Genomic DNA, 20472 nt, shown 5'->3' on the forward strand with positions numbered 1-20472 from the left:
GCGTTTGCAACGCAGATCAACGAACAACACAGATCAACGCATCACTGCACGACCACTGCGTGTCGATATCAACGAGCGACAGCGCCTGGAAGTTCAACGCTCTCGCACGCCGCTTGAAAAATTTGCGCATGACACATCAACACACATGCCGACATGTCACGCCTGACGGCAAACGCACATCACGACGAACTGCTTGGATATGTCGCTACGTACCCTTACCCCAACCCCGCTACGCGCCCCGGCCCGCGCTTGCGGCGCGGGCGCACCAACGCACGCGCGCCAGTGGCGCGCAAGCCGTGCCTTAGTGCCCCGGTGGCAGAGGGGCTTTAGGCAGCATCACGCGGATGCGCCACCACCGGCTGGCGCTGGCGGCCAAGGCCTTCGATCTCCAGCTCCATCACGTCGCCCGGCTTCAGGTACACCGGCGGCTTCTGGCCCAGGCCCACGCCCGGCGGGGTGCCGGTGCTGATCACATCGCCCGGCATCAGCGTCATATAGCGGCTGATGTGGCTGACCAGTTCGGCCACGCCGAACACCATCGTGCGGGTGCTGCCGTTCTGGTAGCGGTGGCCGTTGACCTCCAGCCACATCGACAGGTTCTGCGGGTCGGCGATTTCATCGCGGGTGACCAGCCACGGGCCGATCGGGCCGAAGGTGTCGGCGCTCTTGCCCTTGACCCACTGGCCGCCATGCTCGAGCTGGAATTCGCGCTCGGACAGATCGTTGATGACTGCGTAGCCGGCGACGTGGTTCAGCGCGTCGTCCACCGACACATCGCGCGCCACATCGCCGATCACCACGCCCAGTTCCACTTCCCAGTCGCTCTTGACCGAGCCGCGCGGGATGATCACGGTGTCGTTGGGGCCGGTCACCGCAGTGGTGGCCTTCATGAAAAGGATCGGCATCTTGGGCACATCCATGCCCGATTCGGCCGCGTGGTCGGCGTAGTTCAACCCCACGCAGATGAACTTGCCGATCTGCCCCACTGCGGCGCCATAGCGCAGCTCGCCGTCGAGCAGCGGCAGCGTGGACACGTCCAGCGCACGCAGTTTGTCCAGGCCGGCATTGGTGATGTGCTCGCCGGCCACATCGTCGATCACGCCGCTCAAATCGCGGATGCGGCCTTCGCTATCGATCAGGCCAGGACGTTCCTGGCCGGGGGCGCCAACGCGTACGAGTTTCATGCAGTCTTCCTTTGCAGGTGAGGAATGGAGCGGCCAGCAACGCTAGCGCGCATGCATCGGGTGGATAAGGACGGCGTGCTCAAATCAAGCCAGTACGGCTCGCATCCGGCACTGGCCGCCCACGTTGGGGTACGCAGCGCGCTCAGTTGGACCAGCCGCCATCGATGATGTGGGTCTGGCCGGTGGTGAACGACGATTCGTCCGAGGCCAGGTACACCACCAGCTGCGCGATCTCGCGCGGGTCGCCCAGGCGGCCCATCGGCTGGCGGTCGGTGAAGCTCTTCCACACCGCCTGTTCGTCGCCGCCCAGTGCCTTGACGCGCTGGCCCAGCGACGGCGTCTTGATGGTGCCGGGGCAGATCGCGTTGCAACGCACGCCCCGGGCCACGTAATCGGCGGCAATGGCCTTGCTCAGGCCGATCACGGCGGCCTTGGTGACGCCATAGACGAAGCGGTTGGGCACGCCCTTGATGCTGGAGGCCACCGAGGACATGTTGATGATGCTGCCGCGGCCGCGTTCGAGCATGCCTGGCAGCACCGCCTTGCAGGTGTAGTACATCGCATCGACGTTGATCGAGAACGAGCGCCGCCAGGCCGGCTCGTCGCAATCGAGAATGCTGCCCTGGTGCACGAAGCCGGCGCAGTTGAACAGCACATCGAACGGGCCGTGCGCCGCGACCAGCGCGGCAACCGCCGCCGCGTCGGTGACATCCAGCAGCTGGGTGGTGATGGCCTCCGATTCGGCCGCCAGCGCCTGCAGGGCAGCGGCGTCGATATCGGTGGCGATCACCTGCGCACCGGCGCGTGCGCAGGCCAGCGCGCTTTCGCGGCCGATGCCGGCGCCGGCGGCGGTGATCAGGCAGCGCTTGCCATGCAGGCGGTCGTTGGGAGTTGCAGGGATCGAGACAGTCATACCGAAGAGGTTCCGTAGGTGGGGGCCGCCGGCCGTGGCAGACGATAGAACGTGCGTGCGTTGTCGCCGAACACCGCTCCGGCATGGCCGTCGGCATGTGTGGCGACCAGCTGCTGTGCGATGTCGAACCACTGCGCGTAATCGGCACGCTGGGTCAGCACCGGCCAGTCGCTGCCCCACAGCACACGCTGCGGGCCGAAGCGTGCGAACAGATGCGCGACATACGGTGCCAGCGCCTCCACGCCGGCGCCGCGCGCTGCTTCGGTGAGCAGGCCGGAGAGTTTGCAGTGCACGTTGGGATGCTGGGCCAGCGCGGCCATGCCGGCGGCCCAGGCGACGAATTCGCCTGCGGCGATCTGCGGCTTGCCGCCGTGATCGACGACCACGCGCAGCTGCGGATGGCACTTCAGGCGTGCCTGCAGCGCCGGCACATGCACGCTGCGGATCAGGGCGTCGAAGGCCAGGTCGTGCGCGAGCAGCGCATCGAAGGCGGCATCCAGTTCGGGCTGGGCCAGCCATTGCACATCGGCGATGTCCTGCACCATCGGGCGCAGGCCCTTGAGCACGCCGCCGCCGGCCTGCACCAGTGCGTCGATGCGCGCGGCGGCATCGGGCGCGGCGAAATCGACCCAACCGACCACGCCGGCAATACGCGCGTCGGCGCGCGCCAGCTCGAACAGGTAACGGGTTTCGGCCTCGGTCGCGGCGGCCTGCACCACCACCACGCTCTCCATATCGGCAGCGTCCAGCGCCTGGCCGATATCGGCGGGGCCGAAGTCGCGATACAGCGGCGCCAGCTCGGGCGTCAGCCAGTGGTAATCGCCACGGGCCAGCTGCCAGAAATGCAGGTGTGCGTCGATGCGGCTCATGGCGTGGGCAGGTCCGCGTCGAGCAGGCCGCCATCGCGCAGGCGCTGCCACAGGTCAGGCGGAATCGGCGCGTGCAGACGTGCGGCGGCTGACTGCACCTCGGCCACCGTCCGCATGCCGGCCACCACCGTGGTCACCGCCGGATGTGCCAGCGGAAACTGCAACGCCGCCGCGCCGATATCCACCTCGAATGCCGCGCAGGCCGCGTACAGGCGCTGCGCATGCTGCAGGGTGGCGGCGTCGACCGGGGCGTAGTTGTAGGTGGCGCCGGGGCCGCGTGCGTCGCTGAGCAGGCCGGAGCTGTACGGGCCGGCCGACAGGATCGCCACGTTGCGTTGCTGCGCCTGCTCGAGCAGGGCGCGGGCGCCGTGCTGTTCCAGCAGGGTGTAGCGGCCGGCCAGCATCACGCAGTCGAGCGGAAAGCGTGGCAGCACCTCCAGTGCCACGTCCTGCTCGTTGACGCCCAGCCCGATCGCTCCGCAGGCACCGGCCGCCTTCAGCTCCGCCATCGCCGGCAAGGCCTCCTCCAAGGCCTGGCGCAGCACGTTGGCGTGGTTGTCGCCGTGGGTCAGCGCACCGATGTCGTGCAGCAGCAGCACGTCGATGTAGTCGGTGCCCAGGCGCTCCAGGCTGGAAGCGAACGCGCGCCGCACGCCGTCGGCGCTGTAGTCGAACTCGGCGCGGCGGCCCGCCACCGCAAAGCCGTCGCGCCCGGCGGCGGCCTGCGCATCGTCGTAGATGCAGCGGCCGACCTTGGTCGACAGCGTATAGGCGCCGCGCGGCACGCCGGCCAGACCGCGGCCCAGGCGGCTCTCGCTCAGCCCATAGCCGTAATAAGGCGCGGTATCGAAATGGCGGATGCCGGCCTGGAACGCAGCCGCCACGGCGGCCAGTGCCTGGCCCTCGTCGACCTCGGCATACAGATTGCCGATCGGCGCGGCACCAAAGCCCAGTGCCGAGAGCTGCACGTCGGTGTTGCCCAGACGCTGCCGTGCAATGGTCACGCTGCACGCTCCGCACAGCTGGCGGTCGCCGAACAGGTGCTCACGCAATCGTTGAAGCAGTCACTGGGCATCGCAACGTCCACCAGCCGGCCGGTGCCGGACTGTTCGCATATGAATATCGCAATCATAAGTGAACAGATCACGCTGCAGTGCAGCATTGCAGCTTGTGGTGTTCAGCACGTGCGACATGTGTGGATTCCAGCACCTTGCCCGCTTGCAAGCTCCACACGCCGTGGCAGCTGATCTATGTCGAAATCCGCAGCTGGCATGAGCGCTTCCTATAACGCCGCCTGCGCGGTTGCCCCGGTCCGATACCTGGGGCTAGATACCAGCCCGTCCCGCACGAACGCGCACCCATGCCAACCACCACCCGCCGGGACCTGTTCAAGGTGCTTGCCGCCGGCGCCGTCGTCGCCCCGCTGTCGCCGGCCGCACTGGCGGGTGACGCGCGCGCGGCCTGCACCGGCACCCCGCTGTGGGCGCGCGGTATCGAAGGCCAGCGCAAGGCAGACCTGGGCAACGGCACTTACCTCAATCCCATCGTGGCCGGCGATCACCCCGACCCCACCATCCTCAAGGATGGCGACGACTACTACATGACGTTTTCGTCGTTCCTTTCCTATCCGGGCATCGTGCTGTGGCATTCCACCGACCTGGTCAACTGGACGCCGCTCGGTCCGGCGCTGCGCAAGCAGCTGGGCACGATCTGGGCACTGGACCTGTGCAAGCACGATGGCCGCTATTTCATCTATATCCCGGCCAATCCGGACGACACCGGCTGGTCGATCTTCGTGATCTGGGCCGACGACATCCGCGGACCCTGGAGCGACCCGATCGATCTGCAGATCGCCGGCTGCATCGACCCCGGCCATGTGCTGGGCGAGGACGGCAAGCGCTACCTGTTCGTCAACGGCATCCGCAAGGTGCGCCTGCGCGACGACGGCCTGGCCACCGACGGGCAGGTGGAACCGGCCTACGCGCCCTGGCGCTATCCCGACGACTGGATCGTGGAGAACTTTGCCCCCGAAGGCCCCAAGCTGACCTGGCACGATGGGTGGCTGTACCTGGTCACCGCGGTCGGCGGCACCGCCGGTCCGGTGACCGGGCACATGGTCATCGCCGCGCGTGCGCGCTCGGTGCATGGGCCATGGGAGCACTGCCCGCGCAACCCGCTGGTGCGCACCCAGTCCGAACAGGAGCCGTGGTGGTCGCGCGGGCATGCCACGCTGGTGGAAGGGCCGCGTGGCGACTGGTGGATGGTCTATCACGGCTACGAAAACGGCTTCCGCACGCTGGGCCGGCAGACCCTGCTGGAGCCGATCGAGTGGACCGCCGATGGCTGGTTCCGCGCCACCGGTGGCGATCTGTCCAGGCCATTGCGCACGCCTGCACGCGCAAACGCCACCGGCAACGCGGCGCTCAGCGGTTTCGCCTTGTCCGACGATTTTTCCAGCGACAGGTTCGGCACCCAATGGAGCCTGCATGCGCCCGGGCCCGGCGAGCAGGCGCGCGTGCAACGGGCAGATCGGTCGCTCACGCTGGCCTGTTCCGGCAGCTCACCGGCCGACAGCTCGCCACTGACCTGCGGCGTGCCCGATCGCGGCTACGTCGCCGAGGTCGCGCTGGAACTCATCGGCAATGCCGAGGGCGGCCTGTTGCTGTTCTACAACCACAAGGCCTTCGTCGGCATCGGCGTTACGCCCGACACCATCAAGACCTACGAGTATTCAGAAGAACTGGTGTGGGCACGCGCGCCCAATACGCACCGACGCATCCGCCTGCGTCTGAGCAACGAGGCGCATGTCGTGACCTTCGACTATTCGTTCGACGATGGCCGGCAGTGGATCCGCCACCCGACGCGCATGGAAATGTCCGGCTTCCACCACAACGTATTCGGCGGCTTCCTGAGCCTGCAGCTCGGCATCTACGCCGCACAGCAGGGCGCAGTGGTGTTGCGCGATTTCCGCTATCGCGCGCTGCGCTGAGCGCGGTGCTGTCGGCAAACGGCGGGGCCCGGGGGGACCCCGCCGTCAGACCTACAGCGACTGATGAGGCTGAACTGCGCAGTAGGTGTGATAACCGCTGTCAGCCGCAGCAGTAGCAGACGTTGCCCTGCCCCAGGTCGCCGCCAAACTCCGGACATTCGGCTTTGCAGGCCCACGCACTACACGATTCGGTCTTCGGCTGTGCGTTATCGACCGCCATCACCTGAAACGCACCGAAACCGGTACTGGCCAGGAACGTGGCCGCCATCAACGCCGTCCGCAAGGTACCCCAACGCTTCTTCATGCATTACTCCTTCACCGTTGCCAAAGCCGCTGGCGCATCCGTGCGGCGCAAGGCGGCGACCAGGTCCTGCACCTGCTCCGTGGTATCGAAGACGCCAAGACGGGAATGGCGCACGCGCCCCTGCCCGTCGATGGCCATCAGCAGTGGCACGTTGCGTGCGCGAAACAGCATCAACGCGCGACGATCGGTCAACGTGACCACGGGAAAATCGAAGCCATGCACATGCGCGTAGCGCGCAGCCTGCGTCGCATCGCACTGGCACACGCCGAGTAACTGCGGACGGCCGGGCAGATTGGCCTGCAGCTGCCGCGCCGCACGCAGCACGGTAGGGGCCGAGCGCTGGCAATACGGGCAGGTGGTGGTGAAGAAGAACAGCACCTGCGCCTGTCCCTGCGGCACGCCGAGCAGATGACGCTGGCCGGCGGTATCGGTGACCTCGATGCGCGGCACGTACATGCCGTCATACGGCGCGCTGATGCGGGCCTGCAGCAACTGCTGCTGCGCGCGCAGCTGCTTGTTCTGCCATGCCAGCACCGCGATCAATGCACAGGCAATCAGCAGCCCGATCCAGAGCCAGGGGAAACGTCGCGCCATGCCAGCTCCAGTAGCGTCATCAAGTCCGAGCCTTGCCCAGGCATGAGCTGATGGTCAATGGTGATATCGACAACTGCGATGTCGCGCGGTGCAGGGGTGTGGAAGCGGTCACGCCGCTGCGCTTGGGCTTGCCAGTGGCGCAGCGGTCGGCAGGCAGCGATTGCGCAACGGTGGTGTGTCGATCAACAGCAGTGCGCCGTGTCTGCGTGGCACGCAGCACCATCCAAACCATCGATGAAACAGTGCCTGCAATGACTGCGCGTGTTCCTGCGATCAGTGGCTGCGAGCGTTGCCGCCGTCATCTGATTCCTGCCGCTGGCACCGACCATTGCCGACCGATGACGCGGCGCCCTGCCGCCAGGCGAACACAGGCGGCAGGGCGATCAATCAGCGCTGATCTGCAGCGCGTCTGCAACGCGCCGACAGCAGGCAGACGCGCGTTCGGCCAGCGGGTGCTGGCCCCGCCGGTCACTCGATGCCGCGCACGAACAGCAGCTCCAGATCGCGCATCGGCACGAAGTCGGCCTGCCTGAACTGAAAGGTCAGCGGATCGATCTTCTTCAGCGCGCCGTCGAAGCACAGGCTGAGGATGTCGCTGGCGTTCTGCTTGCGGATGGTCAGCTGGAAGTCCTTGATCGGGCCGTTCCAGTTCTTGCCGGTGGTCAGCACATAACGCAGGTTGGCCCAGCCCAGGCCGTGCGCACCCTCGCGCCGCTGCATGCTGGCCTTGGTCGCCGGTTCGATGCAGGTGCGCTTTGCATATGACTCCAGCAGGAACGCGCTGCCCTGCGGCACGCCGGTGGACAGGCTGGGCGCGTAGGCATGCCGGATCTGCACGCTGCCCCGTGCCGGGAAGAGCTGTTGCCAGACGAAGTACTCGCTGAGCGTGAAGCGCGGTTGCTGGTCCCGGTCGATCCAGCGCGCCGGCAACGGCGTGCGCCCGGTCGGTACGTTGCCCGATTCGGCGAACGCGGCGATATCGTCGGTGCTCCAGCCGGTGGCGGCGAATGCCTTGGAGATGTCGCTGCCATCGTCCAGCAACACCACCAGCTTGCGCGTGGTGGTCACCGGTTTGCCGTCCACCCACAGGTTGAAAGCGGTCAGTTCGCTGTGATCGGCCATGCCGACATACATCGGCGGCATCGGGAAGGCGATCGGCACGCTCAATGCGCGCGCGCTGTGGTTGGTGAACACGTAGTCCACCTGCACGCGCTCCTCGCTGAGCAGCAGCGCTTCCTTGTCCATGCTGATATCGGGCTGATGCAACAGCCGGATGGTGCCGTTGTCGTCGCCGAAGCTGCTGTCGTTGGCCTGCGCACTGCCGCAGCCGAATACGGCCAGCGCAAGGACCAACCCGAGCGGGCCGCGCGGAAAAGAGAGTGGCTGCATGGATCCCCTGGCACTGGCACGCACCGACGCGCCGCAGGCGCACAGCATGCCACGCACCTGCCGATGCCGCAGCGCGGGCATGCATGGCATCAACTGCGCATGGCGTACAGTCGCACGCCCTGCGCACTCCAATCCCACGCTCCGATGCCTTCCTACGTTTCCCTGCTGGCTGTCGCCGCCTGCCTGATGCTGCCACTGCAAGACAGCCTCGCTGCTGCGCCCCATCGCAGCCAGCCTGCCGCCGTGGTCTCAAGCTGCACCGCCGATGCGTACGGCAGCTGTCCGTCCTGGATGCCGTCGCAGCGTGAGATGCGCACGGTGATTGCCGATTACTTCTGCGAGGCCGCCGATCGCGGGCTGGTCCGGCCACGCGTCAGTCGCGTGGTGCGCGCGGAGACCTCGCAGGTCACCTGCGCTGCCCTGGGGCAGGAAACCAATTCCAATATCGTGTGCGGAGGCGACATGCATTTCATCGGCCCCGACGGCCGCACCGATTTCGTCACCTTCAGCCCCACCATGCATCGCCAGGACGATGGGCGCTATGCGATCTATGAAGGCGAGGACGAAAACGAAAACGCGGTGTGGCATGTGCCCTCGCCGCAAAGCGCGTCGAAGGTCTGCACGGGCCAGCCGTTGCGTTGATTGTCCTCTGCGGTGGTGACCTCACGCGACGCTTCGCTGCGGCGATCGGCCTACACAGACGCAGGCCGGTCGACGAAGACGCTCAGTCTTCTTCGGGCGGCGGCAGCACGATGCCGTCGGCATCGATGGCGAGCTTGCCGGCCATCAGCACCGCCTGGGTGCGGTTGGTGACGCCGAGCTTGCGCAGGATCGCGGTGACATGCGCCTTGATGGTGGCCTCGGAGACGCCCAGGTCGTAGGCGATCTGCTTGTTGAGACGCCCGGCGCCGAGCATCTGCAGCACGCGGAACTGTTGCGGAGTGAGATCGCGCAGGCGCTGGCCCACTTCGCGTTCTTCGCTGTCGGTCGGCGGCAGGTTCTGCGCTTCGGCCGGGATCCAGCGCTCGCCATCGAGCACCGTGGCCAGGGCGCGGCCGATGGTGTCCGAATCGGCGGACTTGGGAATGAACCCGAACGCGCCATGGTCGATCGCACGCCGCATCACCGTCGGTTCTTCGCGTGCCGACACCACCACCACCGGCAGCTGCGGATGCAGCGAACGCATGTGCACCAGCGCGCTGAATCCCTGCGCGCCCGGCATGTTGAGATCCATCAACAACAGATCGGCATCCGGTTGCGCATCGGCCAGGGTGTACAGCGCATCCACCGTGTCGGCCTCGAACAACTGCACCCCCGGCATCACGCGCTGCACAGCCCCGCGCAAGGCCTCACGGAACAGGGGATGGTCATCGGCGATCAGCAGGGTGGTCATTGAGGGGCTGGGATTGGGGATGGGGGGAGTGGGGATTTGCAGAAGCGCGGGATGGGGGGATTTGGGAGTCGGTATTCGTGGAAGCAGGGATGTCGGAATTCGCAAGAGCCGGTCTGAAAGCGCCGTCTGCGTCCCGACTGCCGTTCAATACCGGACATTCGAACGCGGAATGGCGAAGGACTGGGAACCCGCTTATGCGAATCCCCACTCCCGAATGCCCAATCCCCGCCCCTCAGCGCGCCAACCGCTCGTTCACCAACGAATCCACTACCGACGGATCGGCCAGGGTCGAGGTGTCGCCGAGTTGATCGGGTGCGTTTTCGGCGATCTTGCGCAGGATGCGGCGCATGATCTTGCCCGAGCGGGTCTTGGGCAGGCCCGGTGCCCATTGCAGGTGATCGGGCGAGGCGATCGGGCCGATCTCCTTGCGCACCCAGCTCACCAGTTCCTTGTGCAGTTCCTCGCTCGGGGTTTCGCCGGCGATCAGGGTGACATAGGCATAGATGCCCTGGCCCTTGACGTCGTGCGGGAAACCGACCACGGCCGCTTCGGCGACCTTCGGGTGCGAGACCAGCGCGCTTTCCACTTCGGCGGTGCCGATGCGGTGGCCTGACACGTTGATCACATCGTCCACGCGGCCGGTGATCCAGTAATAGCAATCGGCATCGCGGCGGCAGCCGTCGCCGGTGAAGTAGCTGCCCGGATAGGTGCGGAAGTAGGTGTCGATGAAGCGCTGATGGTCGCCATAGACCGAGCGCATCTGGCCCGGCCACGAATCCAGCAGCACCAGGTTGCCTTCGGTGGCGCCCTCCAGGATCTTGCCTTCGGCATCCACCAGTGCCGGCTGCACGCCGAAGAACGGCAGGGTGGCCGAGCCCGGCTTGAGATCGACCGCGCCGGCCAGCGGCGAGATCAGGATGCCGCCGGTTTCGGTTTGCCACCAGGTGTCCACGATCGGGCAGCGGCTGTCGCCGACCACCTCGTAGTACCAGCGCCAGGCTTCCGGATTGATCGGCTCGCCGACACTGCCGAGCAGGCGCAGGCTCTTGCGCGAGGTCTTCTTGACCGGCTCCTCGCCATCGCGCATCAGCGCGCGGATCGCGGTGGGCGCGGTGTAGAAGATGCTGACCTTGTGCTTGTCGATCACTTCCCAGAAGCGCGACACGTTCGGGTAGTTCGGCACGCCTTCGAACATCACTGCAGTGGCGCCGTTGGCGAGCGGGCCATAGACGATGTAGCTGTGGCCGGTGACCCAGCCCACGTCGGCGGTGCACCAGTAGATGTCGTCCTCGCGCAGGTCGAACACCACTTCATGCGTGTAGCTGGCAAACAGCAGGTAGCCGGCGGTGGTGTGCAGCACGCCCTTGGGCTTGCCGGTGGAACCGGAGGTGTAGAGGATGAACAACGGATCTTCCGCGTTCATGCGCTCGGGTTCGCACTCGGCCGGCTGGCCGTCGACCACATCGTGGAACCAGCGATCGCGCGGTGCCTGCATCTCCACCGCACCGCCGGTGTGGCGCACCACCAGTACCGTTTCCACGGTGTTGGTGCCGGGCAGTTTCAGCGCCGCATCGACATTGGCCTTGAGCGGAATCTTCTTGCCGCCGCGCAGGCCTTCGTCGGCGGTGATGATCAGCTTGCTCTGGCAATCGACCACGCGGTCGGCGATCGAGTTGGCGGCAAACCCGCCGAACACCACCGAGTGCACCGCACCGATGCGCGCGCAGGCGAGCATGGCCACGGCGGCATCGACGATCATCGGCAGATAGATGGTGACGCGGTCGCCCTTCTTGACGCCGAGATTGCGCAGCGCATTGCCGAGCTTGCAGACGCGCTCGTACAGCTCGCGATAGGTGACCGGGTAGGACTGCGCGTCCGGGCTGTCGGGTTCGAACAACAGCGCGGTCTTGTCGCCGCGCGTGGCCAGCTGGCGGTCCAGGCAGTTGACGCTGGCATTGAGCTCGCCGTCGCCGAACCAGCGGATATGGAAATCGTCCAGCGCGTAGCTGACGTCCTTCACCTGGGTGGGTTGCTTGAACCATTCCAGCCGCTGCGCGGCCTTGCCCCAGAATTGCTCGGGGTGTTCGATCGATTCGCGGTACAGCGTTGCGTACTGCTCGCGCGTAATGCGCGCATCGGCGGCGAACGCGGGATCGACGGGATAAACATCAGCCATGGCACCCTCACTTGCGATGAACTTGTCGGAAGAGGACGTTGCGGCTGCCCTCGGTAGGCAATCAGTGTGCCGCATCCATTCTGTCCCGGCGTTCAACCGCGCCTTAGACCTTGGTCTTAACCGCCGCAGCGTGCGATCGGCAATCGGTTGCCGGCCCTGGTGCGACGATCGGTCACCTTGCGGAATGCTGCGTTGCAGCTACGACCAAAGGCGAATAGGCTCCAAAGCGCGGACTGCCTCACGCTCCGCACAGCATCGCCATCAAGCGCGAGGCCTTATCGGGGAGAGGGGTCCATGACACACCGTACTGCACCGTTGGTGCGCCATCCGCTGGTGGCTGCCTTGTTCGTGGCGAGCATCCTGCCGGGCGTGGCGTTCGCGCAGACCGCCAAGGAAAAGGCGCTGGAAGCACGCATTGCCGAGCTCGAGCGTCAGGTCCAGCTGCTGGTGTCGGCGCAGCAACAACAGCAGGGCCAGATCACGCAGACGCAGACCCAGGTGACCGAGGTGCGCGCCGCGCAGGCACAGGCACCGGCCGCGCCTGCGGTGCCGGCCGGCAAGCGGCCGATCCAGCTGACCAGCATCACACCGAACGCAGCGGCGGGGACAACGTTCCGTTACGGTGGTTTCATCAAGGCCGACTTCATGACCACCCGCACCTCCGACGGCGCGTTGCCCGAAGGCGCGGTGGGCCGTTACCTGTACATCCCGACCCAGACCCCGGTCGGTGGCCAGGCCTCGAGCACCGATACCGACTTCCATGCCAAGTTCTCGCGCTTCAACCTGGGCGTGGACACCGTCACCGAAAACGGCGACAAGATCACCGGCTTCATCGAACTGGATTTCTTCGGCAACGCGCTGGCCAACCAGGTCAACAATCTGTACGGCGGCACCTTGCGCCACGCCTACGTGAGCTGGAACAACTGGCTGGCCGGCCAGACCTGGTCCAACTTCATCGATTCCACGATCCTGCCCGAGGCCGCCGACATCGTCGGGCCGACCGACGGCGCGCTGTTCAGCCGTCAGACCCAGATCCGCTACACCCGTGGCGCCTTCAGCGTGTCGGCGGAAAACCCCGAGACGCTGACCACGCCCTACCAGGGCGGCAACACCATCCTGGCCTCCGACCACGGTGCGATGCCGGACCTGACCGCGCGCTACAACTGGAAGGGCACCTGGGGCACGTTCGGCCTGTCGGCGATCGCGCGCCAGTACCGTACGCGCAGTGCGCTGACCAACGACACCGACTTCGGCGGCGCGATTGCCGGCGGCGGCCGCTGGATCATCAATTCCAACAACGATCTGCGCTACCAGCTCAGCTACGGCGAGGGCCTGGGGCGCTATCTGGGCCTGGGCAACGGCTCGGATGTGGAGATCGACATGGACGGCAATATCCAGACCGTCAGCACGATCGCCGGCTGGGTGGCCTGGCGCCACGACTACAACGCCAAGCTGCGCAGCACGGTCATGTACTCGCGCGTGAACTACGACCACGACATCGCCAATACCGGCGCGCTTGCGAGCAAATCGCAGCAGAGCATCCGCGCCAACGTGTTCTATTCGCCGCTGCCCAAGGTCGATGTGGGCGCGGAGCTGATGTATGGCCGTCGCGAAGCCGAGAACGGCGACAGCGGCGACATTTCGCGCCTGCAATTCACCACCAAGTACAGCTTCTAGTTTCTGCCACCGGCGGCTCGTTCCACTGCGGTGGGACGGGCAAGGCCACCGTCGTTTTACCCGCGCTCTACCAGGAGACAGACAATGACCGTCTCGAATGACGCACTGATCGCCAAGATCGATGCCAATCCGAAGTATCACGCACTCAAGCGCCAGCGCAACACGCTGGGCTGGACCCTCACCGTGCTGATGTTGCTTGCCTATTACGGCTACATCGGCCTGATCGCCTTCGACAAGGAATTCCTCGCCAAGCCGATCGGTGCCGGCGTGACCTCGATCGGCATCCCGATCGCGATCGGGGTGATGGTGTTCACCATCGTCATCACCGCCATCTACGTGCGCCGCGCCAACAACACCTACGACCAGCTGACCGCGCAGATCCTCGAGGACGCACGCAAATGAGCAAGTATTCGCGCCTTCTCCTGATCCTGGCCGGGCTGATGCCGGCCGGCATCGCGCTGGCCGCCGGCGGCGACATGGGCCAGGTCGACAAGCAGCCCACCAACTGGGTGGCGATCGGCATGTTCGGCTTCTTCGTGCTGGGCACCTTGTGGATCACCAAGTGGGCGGCGGCCAAGACCAAGTCGGCCTCCGACTTCTATACCGCCGGCGGTGGCATCACCGGCTTCCAGAACGGCCTGGCGATCGCCGGCGACTTCATGTCGGCGGCCTCGTTCCTGGGCATCACCGCGGCGGTGATGGCCAATGGCTACGACGGCCTGATCTATGCGATCGGATTTCTGGTCGGCTGGCCGATCCTGACCTTCCTGATGGCGGAACGGCTGCGCAACCTCGGCAAGTACACCTTCGCCGACGTGGCCGGCTATCGCTTTGCGCCGACCGCCATCCGCAGCTTTGCTGCGTCGGGCACGCTGGTGGTGGTGCTGTTCTATCTGATCGCACAGATGGTCGGTGCCGGCGCCTTGATCAAGCTGCTGTTCGGCCTGGACTACTGGGTGGCGGTGACCCTGGTCGGCGTGCTGATGATGGTCTACGTGCTGTTCGGCGGCATGACCGCCACGACGTGGGTGCAGATCATCAAGGCGGTGCTGCTGCTGACCGGCGTGACCTTCATGGCGGTGGCGATCATGTGGCACTTCAACTTCAGCTTCGAGGCGCTGTTTGCCGAGGGCGTGCGGGTGAAGACCGCGATCGCGGCCAATGGCGGTGCATCGCCGGAGGACGCGGCCAAGGCCGGTCTGTCGATCATGGGCCCGGGCGGCTTCGTGAAGGACCCGATCTCGGCGATCTCGTTCGGCATGGCGCTGATGTTCGGCACCGCCGGCCTGCCGCACATCCTGATGCGCTTCTTCACCGTTCCCGATGCCAAGCAGGCGCGCAAGTCGGTGCTGTGGGCCACCACCTGGATCGGCTACTTCTACATCCTGATCTTCATCATCGGCTTCGGTGCGATCGCGCTGGTGCTGACCAACCCGCAGTTTGCGGACGTCACCACCGGCACCATCCACGGCGGCAAGGGCGCGGCCAACATGGCGGCGGTGCTGGTCGGCAATGCGGTCGGCGGCAACGTGTTCATGGGCTTCATCTCGGCGGTGGCCTTCGCCACCATCCTGGCGGTGGTCGCAGGCCTGACCCTGTCCGGCGCCTCGGCGGTGTCGCATGACCTGTACGCCACGGTGATCAAGAAGGGCAATCCGGCGCCGGGTTCGGAGCTGAAGGTCTCGCGTGCCACCACCCTGGTGCTGGGCGTGATCGCGGTGCTGCTGGGCATCGTGTTCGAGAAGCAGAACGTGGCCTTCATGGTGTCGCTGGCGTTTGCGATCGCGGCCTCGGCCAACTTCCCGGTGCTGATCCTGTCGTTGTTGTGGAAGAACTGCACCACCCGCGGTGCGGTGGTCGGCGGTTTCCTGGGCCTGGTCTCCTCGCTGGTGCTCACCATCCTGTCGCCGTCGGTGTGGGTGGACACGCTGGGCAATGCAGCCGGTTCGGCGCCGTTCCCGTACACCTCGCCGGCGCTGTTCTCGATGACCATTGGTTTTGTCGGCATCTGGCTGTTCTCGATCCTGGATCACAGCCCGCAGGCCGCCAACGAACGTGCCGCGTTCAAGGCCCAGCAGATCCGCGCCGAAACCGGCCTGGGTGCCAGCGGTGCGTCGGGTCACTGACGTACAGTCACTGCGCAGTCGCAGAACGCCGGCCTTGTGCCGGCGTTTTGCGTTTTAGCCAAGGCTGACAGCGGGCAGCGTCTGTGTTGCCACGTCCCTACGATCGTCTTCTGACGCGAAGGCCGAGGGGGTATCGGTCGAGCGCGCGCACCGCGCGGGTGCCGACAGCGATCCAGCATCGTGACGGCCCGGGCGCAACGCCCCATCAGACCTCGGTGCGCGGGCGTGCGACGCGCTGCGCGCGCATGCACGACAGCGCTGCGTCCTTGCGTGGCATCGATGCGATCGCATCGCCCGCTTCGTTTTGCACGCAATGCCTGCGCGATCGCGAACAACCGCAACACCAGCGAAGAAATTAAGTCATCTAGGGTGACTAAATTGGCCGCAAGCCGAACGCTGATCACGCCCGGCTTGGCCTCTCCCCCGGTATCGACCGGTTGGCGAGTGCGCTGCAAGCGAGTCCGCCGATTGCGTCGACCCGTCGGCTCTCGTCCACCTCTTGCCCTTCCTGTACCTACGAACCGGGACACCGAGACCATGCCTATCCTCCTCGCTCCACATCCGCTGGCCCGCGCCTGCCGCCTGTTCGGCGCCTTGGCCCTGCTGGCTGCACTGCCGCAGCTGGCGATGGCCGCCTGCAACGACAGCTCCGATATCAAGATGCAACGCATCCTGTTCAACTCCTCCAATACCGTTGTGCTGGCGCACCGTGGCTTATGGGGCAAATACGCCGGCATCGCCGATATGCCGGAAAACTCGCGCGGCTCGCTGCAGATCGCCAACGACCAGTGCATGGATGGCGTGGAACTGGACGTCAAGCTCACCAGCGATGGCGTGCCGGTATTGCTGCACGACTACAACCTGGGCCGCACCACCACCGTGTGGCAGCAACATCCCGGAGTGAAGTACGACCCGATCACCAACCAGGGCGTCAACCCGTCGATTCTGGTCACCCCGTGGTCGCAGGTCAGCCAGTTGTTCCTGCTGACGCCTGATCGTCGTACCACCACCGGCTATCACGTACCGCGTGTGGATGAGCTGTTTGCCTATTACAAGCAGCACAATCTGCGTACGCCGATGGTGTTCGACATCAAGGATGCGGCCACGGTACGCGCAGTGCGCAAGGCCGCCGAAAGCCAGTTCGGCGCGGCATCGGGCAGCTATGTGGCCGCCAAGGTCAATGCAACGCTGTACACCAGTCGCGATGCCTACCGTGCAGATGGCAGCGGCATGGTCGGCATACCGGTGTTCACCACCAACATGCTGGGCAAGATCAATGTGCGCCAGACGATCTCGGCATGGATGAACAACGGTCACCAGACGATGGAGATCAACGTCAAGCAACTCGGTGGCCTGCTGCAGAGCGATGCCGATTTCATTCGCGAGCGTGGGTATCGCGTGGGCGTCTTCCAGGCGATTCCGGATGGCCCGTCTGCCGGCAAGTTCTATCAAAACAGCGGCGCCTGTTGCTACGCGCTGTCGGATCTGTATTTCGCCTACGGCGGTGGCCGCGACACGGCCGACAATCGCGGCAATCTGGATTTCATCGTACGCGACGAGGCCTTTGGCCTGATCACCAGCGACGACCCGAAAGCGGCCATCGCCTACCTGCGTGCGCGCGGCAAGCACGACTAAGAGCAACTGACAAAACTACTGCGCAGCCGCCAGGCGGGCGCGGCCGGTGCTCGGAGTCCTCATGTACCACTCGTACACGCCGGTCCCTCCGCGTCGCCCACGCCCACCTGACGACTGCTCGCTACGTTTCGTTAGCCGCTCTCAGCAGCTGTTGCCGGCCCGTGCGGGCCGGCGGTCCCGGCGGCGGCACCTGCCGCCGCCGGTTCATGCCATGACGGAGATTGCCCATGTTTTCCACACCGCATTGTTTCAGGCTGCTTTGGTTGAGCCTTGCCTGCTCCACACCGCTGGCGCAGGCCGCCACGCCCGATGCACACCTGCACACTGGCCCGGCTTCCGGAAAGGTGCTGCAGATTGGACACCGGACCTTCAGTGCGCCGGAATATCGCGCGCTGGCCCTGGCCGACCTGCCGCAGAACGCCAATCCGGCCATTGCGGCCGACCCGAGTTTCGTACGCGAATTTGCCGACCGGCTGCTGCTGGTGGACCAGGCCCGTCAGGCGCATCTGCAAGACGACCCGGTGGTGGCCGCGCACATCCGTCAGGCCACCGATGCCATTCTTGCCGAGGCAATGCAGCGGCGCGCGCGCGATGCCGCGTCTATCGACGCCACGCAGGTGCAGGCCCAGTTCGACGCGCATCCGCACGATTACGACGAGGTTCGCCTCAGCCATCTATTCGTGGCGCTGCAGCCCCAAGGCGATGCCCGGCGCGGCACACCGTTGACCGATGCGCAGGCGCTCGCACGCGCACAGCGGCTCAAGCAGCAGCTGGATGGCGGCACGCCCTTCGAAGAACTGGCAATGCGCGAATCCGACGATGCTAGCACTGCGGCCGAGGGCGGCCAGCTGTCATCGATCTTCCTGCGCAACGTGGCCGATGTCTTTGCTGAGCCCGTGCAGGGGCTGGGCGTGGGGCAGGTTTCGGGCCCCGTCCGCGGGCCGGAGGGATATCACCTGATCCGTGTGGATGCGCGCATACCCGCCACGCTGGAGACAGCGCGCGGACAGATCGAAGTGCAATTGCGCGACCAGGCGGCCACCGCTGCGCTGGAACGTCTGCGCCAGGACAACCCGTTGCAGTTCGATCGCGCCGCACTGGAAGCGGCGCTGCGTTGATGCCGGCGCCTGCGCTGAACGCTGGCGCGCGGCCATGGCATCGGAGGCGGTCGCGCTGGCCGGTGGCAGGCGCGGTGTGCGTGGCCGTAGCGATGTCGGCCGCCGGAATGTGGAGCCTGCGCACGCCTGCTGCGTTGCACCCGCAGAGCAGCGTCGCTGCGCGCCCTGCGGTGCATGCCGGCGTTGCATCGACGCAGCTGCCGGCGCGCGTCGGTCAGGGCCTGTTCGACAGCGCCATGCAACAGCTGGCCTGTCGTCAACAGGGTGAGGAGCGAGCCGCGCAGATCGCGCACGGCGGTGCACACGTGCCGCCGTTGAAGGGCCGTCGCTGCGTCGCCGGCACACAGCTGCAGATCGAGGCGCTGCTACGCACGGCCGCGGCGCACGGCGATACCGATGCGCAACGCTATCTACTTGCGCAGCGTGCGGCCGAGTTGCTGCAACGTGCGGTGGCCGGCGCACCTGCCGGCATGCCTGCGCAACTGTCGGCGAGCGACGAACAGGAGATGGCCGCGATTGTGGCCGAGTTGGAAGCGCTGGCATTGGCGGGCCATCGCGATGCCATCGACACCTTGGCGCAGGTGGTGGAATCGCCGCTGTTGCATGCGCCCGACCCGGTGTATGCGGCGGCGTGGCGGCTGGCATCGCGCCAACCGCCGGCCCACGCGCTGGATCCATCGGCACCGTTGCAGGCAGAAGACGAATTGCTGGAGTCGCTCACCCAACAACAGCAGCAACAGGCACGTGAGCTGGCGGTTGAGTTGTTCGGCTATTGCTGCCGTGGGCGCGCTGCCACCGCAGATTGACGCCGGTTCTGCGACGCACGAACCAGCGCCCATCCAACGGCAACGCAGACTGTCAGCACCCGCGACAGGGGCGGGGCACCTTCAGTCAACGGAAGTAGCGCGCCTTCAACGGCAGCGTCGCCGCACCGATCGCGCAGGCGTCGGCCGGTGCCTCGGCCGGCAGCAGTAGCGGCATCGGCCTGCCCTGACCGCGACGCGGCAGGTTGTCGATCTGCACGGCGGCGATCAGGCGTCGGGCCAGATCGGCCGGCAGGCGGCCGCCGAACACGATCGCTTCCGGGTCGCACACCGCGGTGATTGCCGAGACGATCAACGACACCCCCAGCGCGCTGCGCGCGATCCAGCGCTCGATCGCCGGCCAGGTCGGGTCGTAGGCGGCCAGCAGGCTGCGCACGTCGGCAAACGCCACGCCGTCGTCGGCCAGCAGTTCGCGCAGCAGTTCCAGCGTGGCGCGTTCGAGCTTCTGCGCCGGCAGCATGCCGGCGAATTCACCCGCATTGCCGCGCGCACCGCGCATGACCTGGCCGTCGATGACCAGGCCGCCGCCGAACCCGTAGCTGAGATAGAGGTAGGCAAAGTCGCGATGTCGACGGCCCACGCCCAGCATCGCTTCGCCGGCGGCGGCCACGCTGCCGTCGTTGTCCATCCACACCGGCTGCGCGCAGGCCTGCGCCAGCCACGGCGCCAGGGCGAACTCGCCAAGCGCACGCAGCGGCTCGGGCGGATTGATGCGCCCGTCCTCGCCGGTAAAGAACCCGCTCATCGCCAACCCGATCCCCAGCCGCGGCCCCACCGCGTGGTCCAGGCCTGCCAGCAGCGCTGCGTCGCCGGCCTGCAACTGCAGCAACACCGCGTCGGCACTGCGCGCGTCCAGCGGCAGCTCGCTGACCGCCAGTACCTGGCCGGCGAAATCCACCAGCGCCAGGCTCAGCGCGTCGGTGGCGATGGAGACGCCCAAGGTGTGGCCGTGCGCCGGGTTCAACGACACCGCCACCCCCGGCTTGCCGCGGCCGGCACGTGCCACGCCGCTGCCCATGTGGACCATGCCGCGCGCCTGCAGGCCTTCGATCAGGCGCACCGCAGTCTGCACTGTCAGCCCGGTGCCGCGGCTGAGGTCGGCGCGGGTGAGCACGCCGGCCAGGCGCAGGCGGTCGAGCATGTCGCGCTCGTTGCGGCTCAGGCCGGGGAAATTCGGCGCATCCGGCGGCAATGCGACAGCGGCAGTGGACGGCATGGCGAGCTGTGGCGCGGGGGAGGGGCCAGCTTACCCGGTCCGGTCGAAATAATTAATTTACAGTA

General features: G+C 66.3%; 18 protein-coding genes and 1 other RNA gene. 9 read left to right on the forward strand and 10 right to left on the reverse strand.

The genetic code is table 11. From position 1 onward, the window contains the following. Positions 1-326: 326 nt before the first annotated feature. From AC1KVE_RS18415 to AC1KVE_RS18430, 4 genes are all read right to left on the reverse strand, one after another. Positions 327-1184 (reverse strand): fumarylacetoacetate hydrolase family protein, encoded by an 858-nt coding sequence (locus tag AC1KVE_RS18415; RefSeq protein WP_184458321.1) that lies wholly within the window; start codon positions 1182-1184, stop codon positions 327-329. A gap of 142 nt (positions 1185-1326) precedes the next feature. Continuing rightward, positions 1327-2097 carry an SDR family oxidoreductase gene (locus AC1KVE_RS18420; RefSeq protein WP_184458322.1) on the reverse strand — a complete coding sequence of 257 codons (771 nt, stop codon included), beginning with the start codon at positions 2095-2097 and terminating at the stop codon, positions 1327-1329. Continuing rightward, entirely contained in the window at positions 2094-2966 is an 873-nt protein-coding gene (locus tag AC1KVE_RS18425) for an amidohydrolase family protein (RefSeq protein ID WP_435015050.1), read from the reverse strand. The genes AC1KVE_RS18420 and AC1KVE_RS18425 overlap by 4 nt, the downstream gene beginning before the upstream one ends. Beyond that, positions 2963-3970, reverse strand: a complete 1008-nt coding sequence (locus tag AC1KVE_RS18430; RefSeq protein WP_435015051.1) for an aldo/keto reductase — start codon at positions 3968-3970, stop codon at positions 2963-2965. Before AC1KVE_RS18430 ends, AC1KVE_RS18425 begins: the two co-directional genes overlap by 4 nt. Before the next feature lie 356 nt (positions 3971-4326). On the opposite strand from AC1KVE_RS18430, the gene AC1KVE_RS18435 reads away from it, so the two are divergent. Next, complete coding sequence (locus AC1KVE_RS18435; protein WP_481092863.1) at positions 4327-5955, forward strand: family 43 glycosylhydrolase; 1629 nt, start codon at positions 4327-4329, stop codon at positions 5953-5955. A gap of 100 nt (positions 5956-6055) precedes the next feature. Here AC1KVE_RS18435 and AC1KVE_RS18440 read toward each other — a convergent pair whose 3' ends face one another. The 3 genes from AC1KVE_RS18440 to AC1KVE_RS18450 all read right to left on the reverse strand — a co-directional run bounded on the left by AC1KVE_RS18440 (position 6056) and on the right by AC1KVE_RS18450 (position 8242). Next, complete coding sequence (locus AC1KVE_RS18440) at positions 6056-6259, reverse strand: hypothetical protein (RefSeq protein WP_016901788.1); 204 nt, start codon at positions 6257-6259, stop codon at positions 6056-6058. A 3-nt stretch (positions 6260-6262) separates the two neighbouring features. Then, on the reverse strand, positions 6263-6826 hold the full coding sequence (locus AC1KVE_RS18445; protein ID WP_179466138.1) for a peroxiredoxin family protein: 564 nt from the start codon (positions 6824-6826) through the stop codon (positions 6263-6265). Between the two features lie 495 nt (positions 6827-7321). Beyond that, positions 7322-8242 carry a DUF4424 family protein gene (locus tag AC1KVE_RS18450; RefSeq protein WP_481092864.1) on the reverse strand — a complete coding sequence of 307 codons (921 nt, stop codon included), beginning with the start codon at positions 8240-8242 and terminating at the stop codon, positions 7322-7324. 309 nt (positions 8243-8551) lie between these two features. Here AC1KVE_RS18450 and AC1KVE_RS18455 point away from each other — a divergent pair, with 309 nt between their 5' ends. Then, entirely contained in the window at positions 8552-8884 is a 333-nt protein-coding gene (locus tag AC1KVE_RS18455) for a hypothetical protein (protein WP_440584936.1), read from the forward strand. An 82-nt stretch (positions 8885-8966) separates the two neighbouring features. Here AC1KVE_RS18455 and AC1KVE_RS18460 read toward each other — a convergent pair whose 3' ends face one another. Both AC1KVE_RS18460 and acs read right to left on the reverse strand, forming a co-directional pair. Next, positions 8967-9635 (reverse strand): response regulator transcription factor, encoded by a 669-nt coding sequence (locus AC1KVE_RS18460; RefSeq protein ID WP_016901792.1) that lies wholly within the window; start codon positions 9633-9635, stop codon positions 8967-8969. Between the two features lie 232 nt (positions 9636-9867). Then, entirely contained in the window at positions 9868-11811 is a 1944-nt protein-coding gene (gene acs, locus AC1KVE_RS18465; RefSeq protein WP_481092865.1) for an acetate--CoA ligase, read from the reverse strand. Between the two features lie 294 nt (positions 11812-12105). Here acs and AC1KVE_RS18470 point away from each other — a divergent pair, with 294 nt between their 5' ends. The 7 genes from AC1KVE_RS18470 to AC1KVE_RS18500 all read left to right on the forward strand — a co-directional run bounded on the left by AC1KVE_RS18470 (position 12106) and on the right by AC1KVE_RS18500 (position 19173). Further along, the gene (locus tag AC1KVE_RS18470) at positions 12106-13488 is read left to right on the forward strand and encodes a DcaP family trimeric outer membrane transporter (protein ID WP_481092866.1); all 1383 of its coding nucleotides are present in this window, start codon (positions 12106-12108) and stop codon (positions 13486-13488) included. Between the two features lie 84 nt (positions 13489-13572). Next, positions 13573-13890: a DUF485 domain-containing protein gene (locus AC1KVE_RS18475; RefSeq protein ID WP_039524562.1), complete on the forward strand. Its 318-nt coding sequence runs from the start codon at positions 13573-13575 to the stop codon at positions 13888-13890. Further along, the gene (locus AC1KVE_RS18480) at positions 13887-15614 is read left to right on the forward strand and encodes a cation acetate symporter (RefSeq protein WP_024937572.1); all 1728 of its coding nucleotides are present in this window, start codon (positions 13887-13889) and stop codon (positions 15612-15614) included. The genes AC1KVE_RS18475 and AC1KVE_RS18480 overlap by 4 nt, the downstream gene beginning before the upstream one ends. 627 nt (positions 15615-16241) lie before the next feature. Then, a complete protein-coding gene (locus AC1KVE_RS18485; protein WP_184633048.1) occupies positions 16242-17249 on the forward strand; it encodes a glycerophosphodiester phosphodiesterase family protein in 1008 nt (335 codons plus the stop codon). A gap of 61 nt (positions 17250-17310) precedes the next feature. Beyond that, positions 17311-17386: non-coding RNA, sX9 sRNA (locus tag AC1KVE_RS18490), on the forward strand. A 90-nt stretch (positions 17387-17476) separates the two neighbouring features. Further along, positions 17477-18367: a peptidylprolyl isomerase gene (locus AC1KVE_RS18495; protein ID WP_481092867.1), complete on the forward strand. Its 891-nt coding sequence runs from the start codon at positions 17477-17479 to the stop codon at positions 18365-18367. Positions 18368-18459: 92 nt separating this feature from the next. Next, positions 18460-19173, forward strand: coding sequence for a hypothetical protein (locus tag AC1KVE_RS18500; protein ID WP_481092868.1), 714 nt, complete (start codon positions 18460-18462; stop codon positions 19171-19173). Between the two features lie 85 nt (positions 19174-19258). Here AC1KVE_RS18500 and AC1KVE_RS18505 read toward each other — a convergent pair whose 3' ends face one another. Then, positions 19259-20407 carry an ROK family protein gene (locus tag AC1KVE_RS18505; protein ID WP_481092869.1) on the reverse strand — a complete coding sequence of 383 codons (1149 nt, stop codon included), beginning with the start codon at positions 20405-20407 and terminating at the stop codon, positions 19259-19261. Positions 20408-20472 lie beyond the last annotated feature (65 nt).

This window comes from Xanthomonas sp. NCPPB 2864, assembly GCF_056675615.1.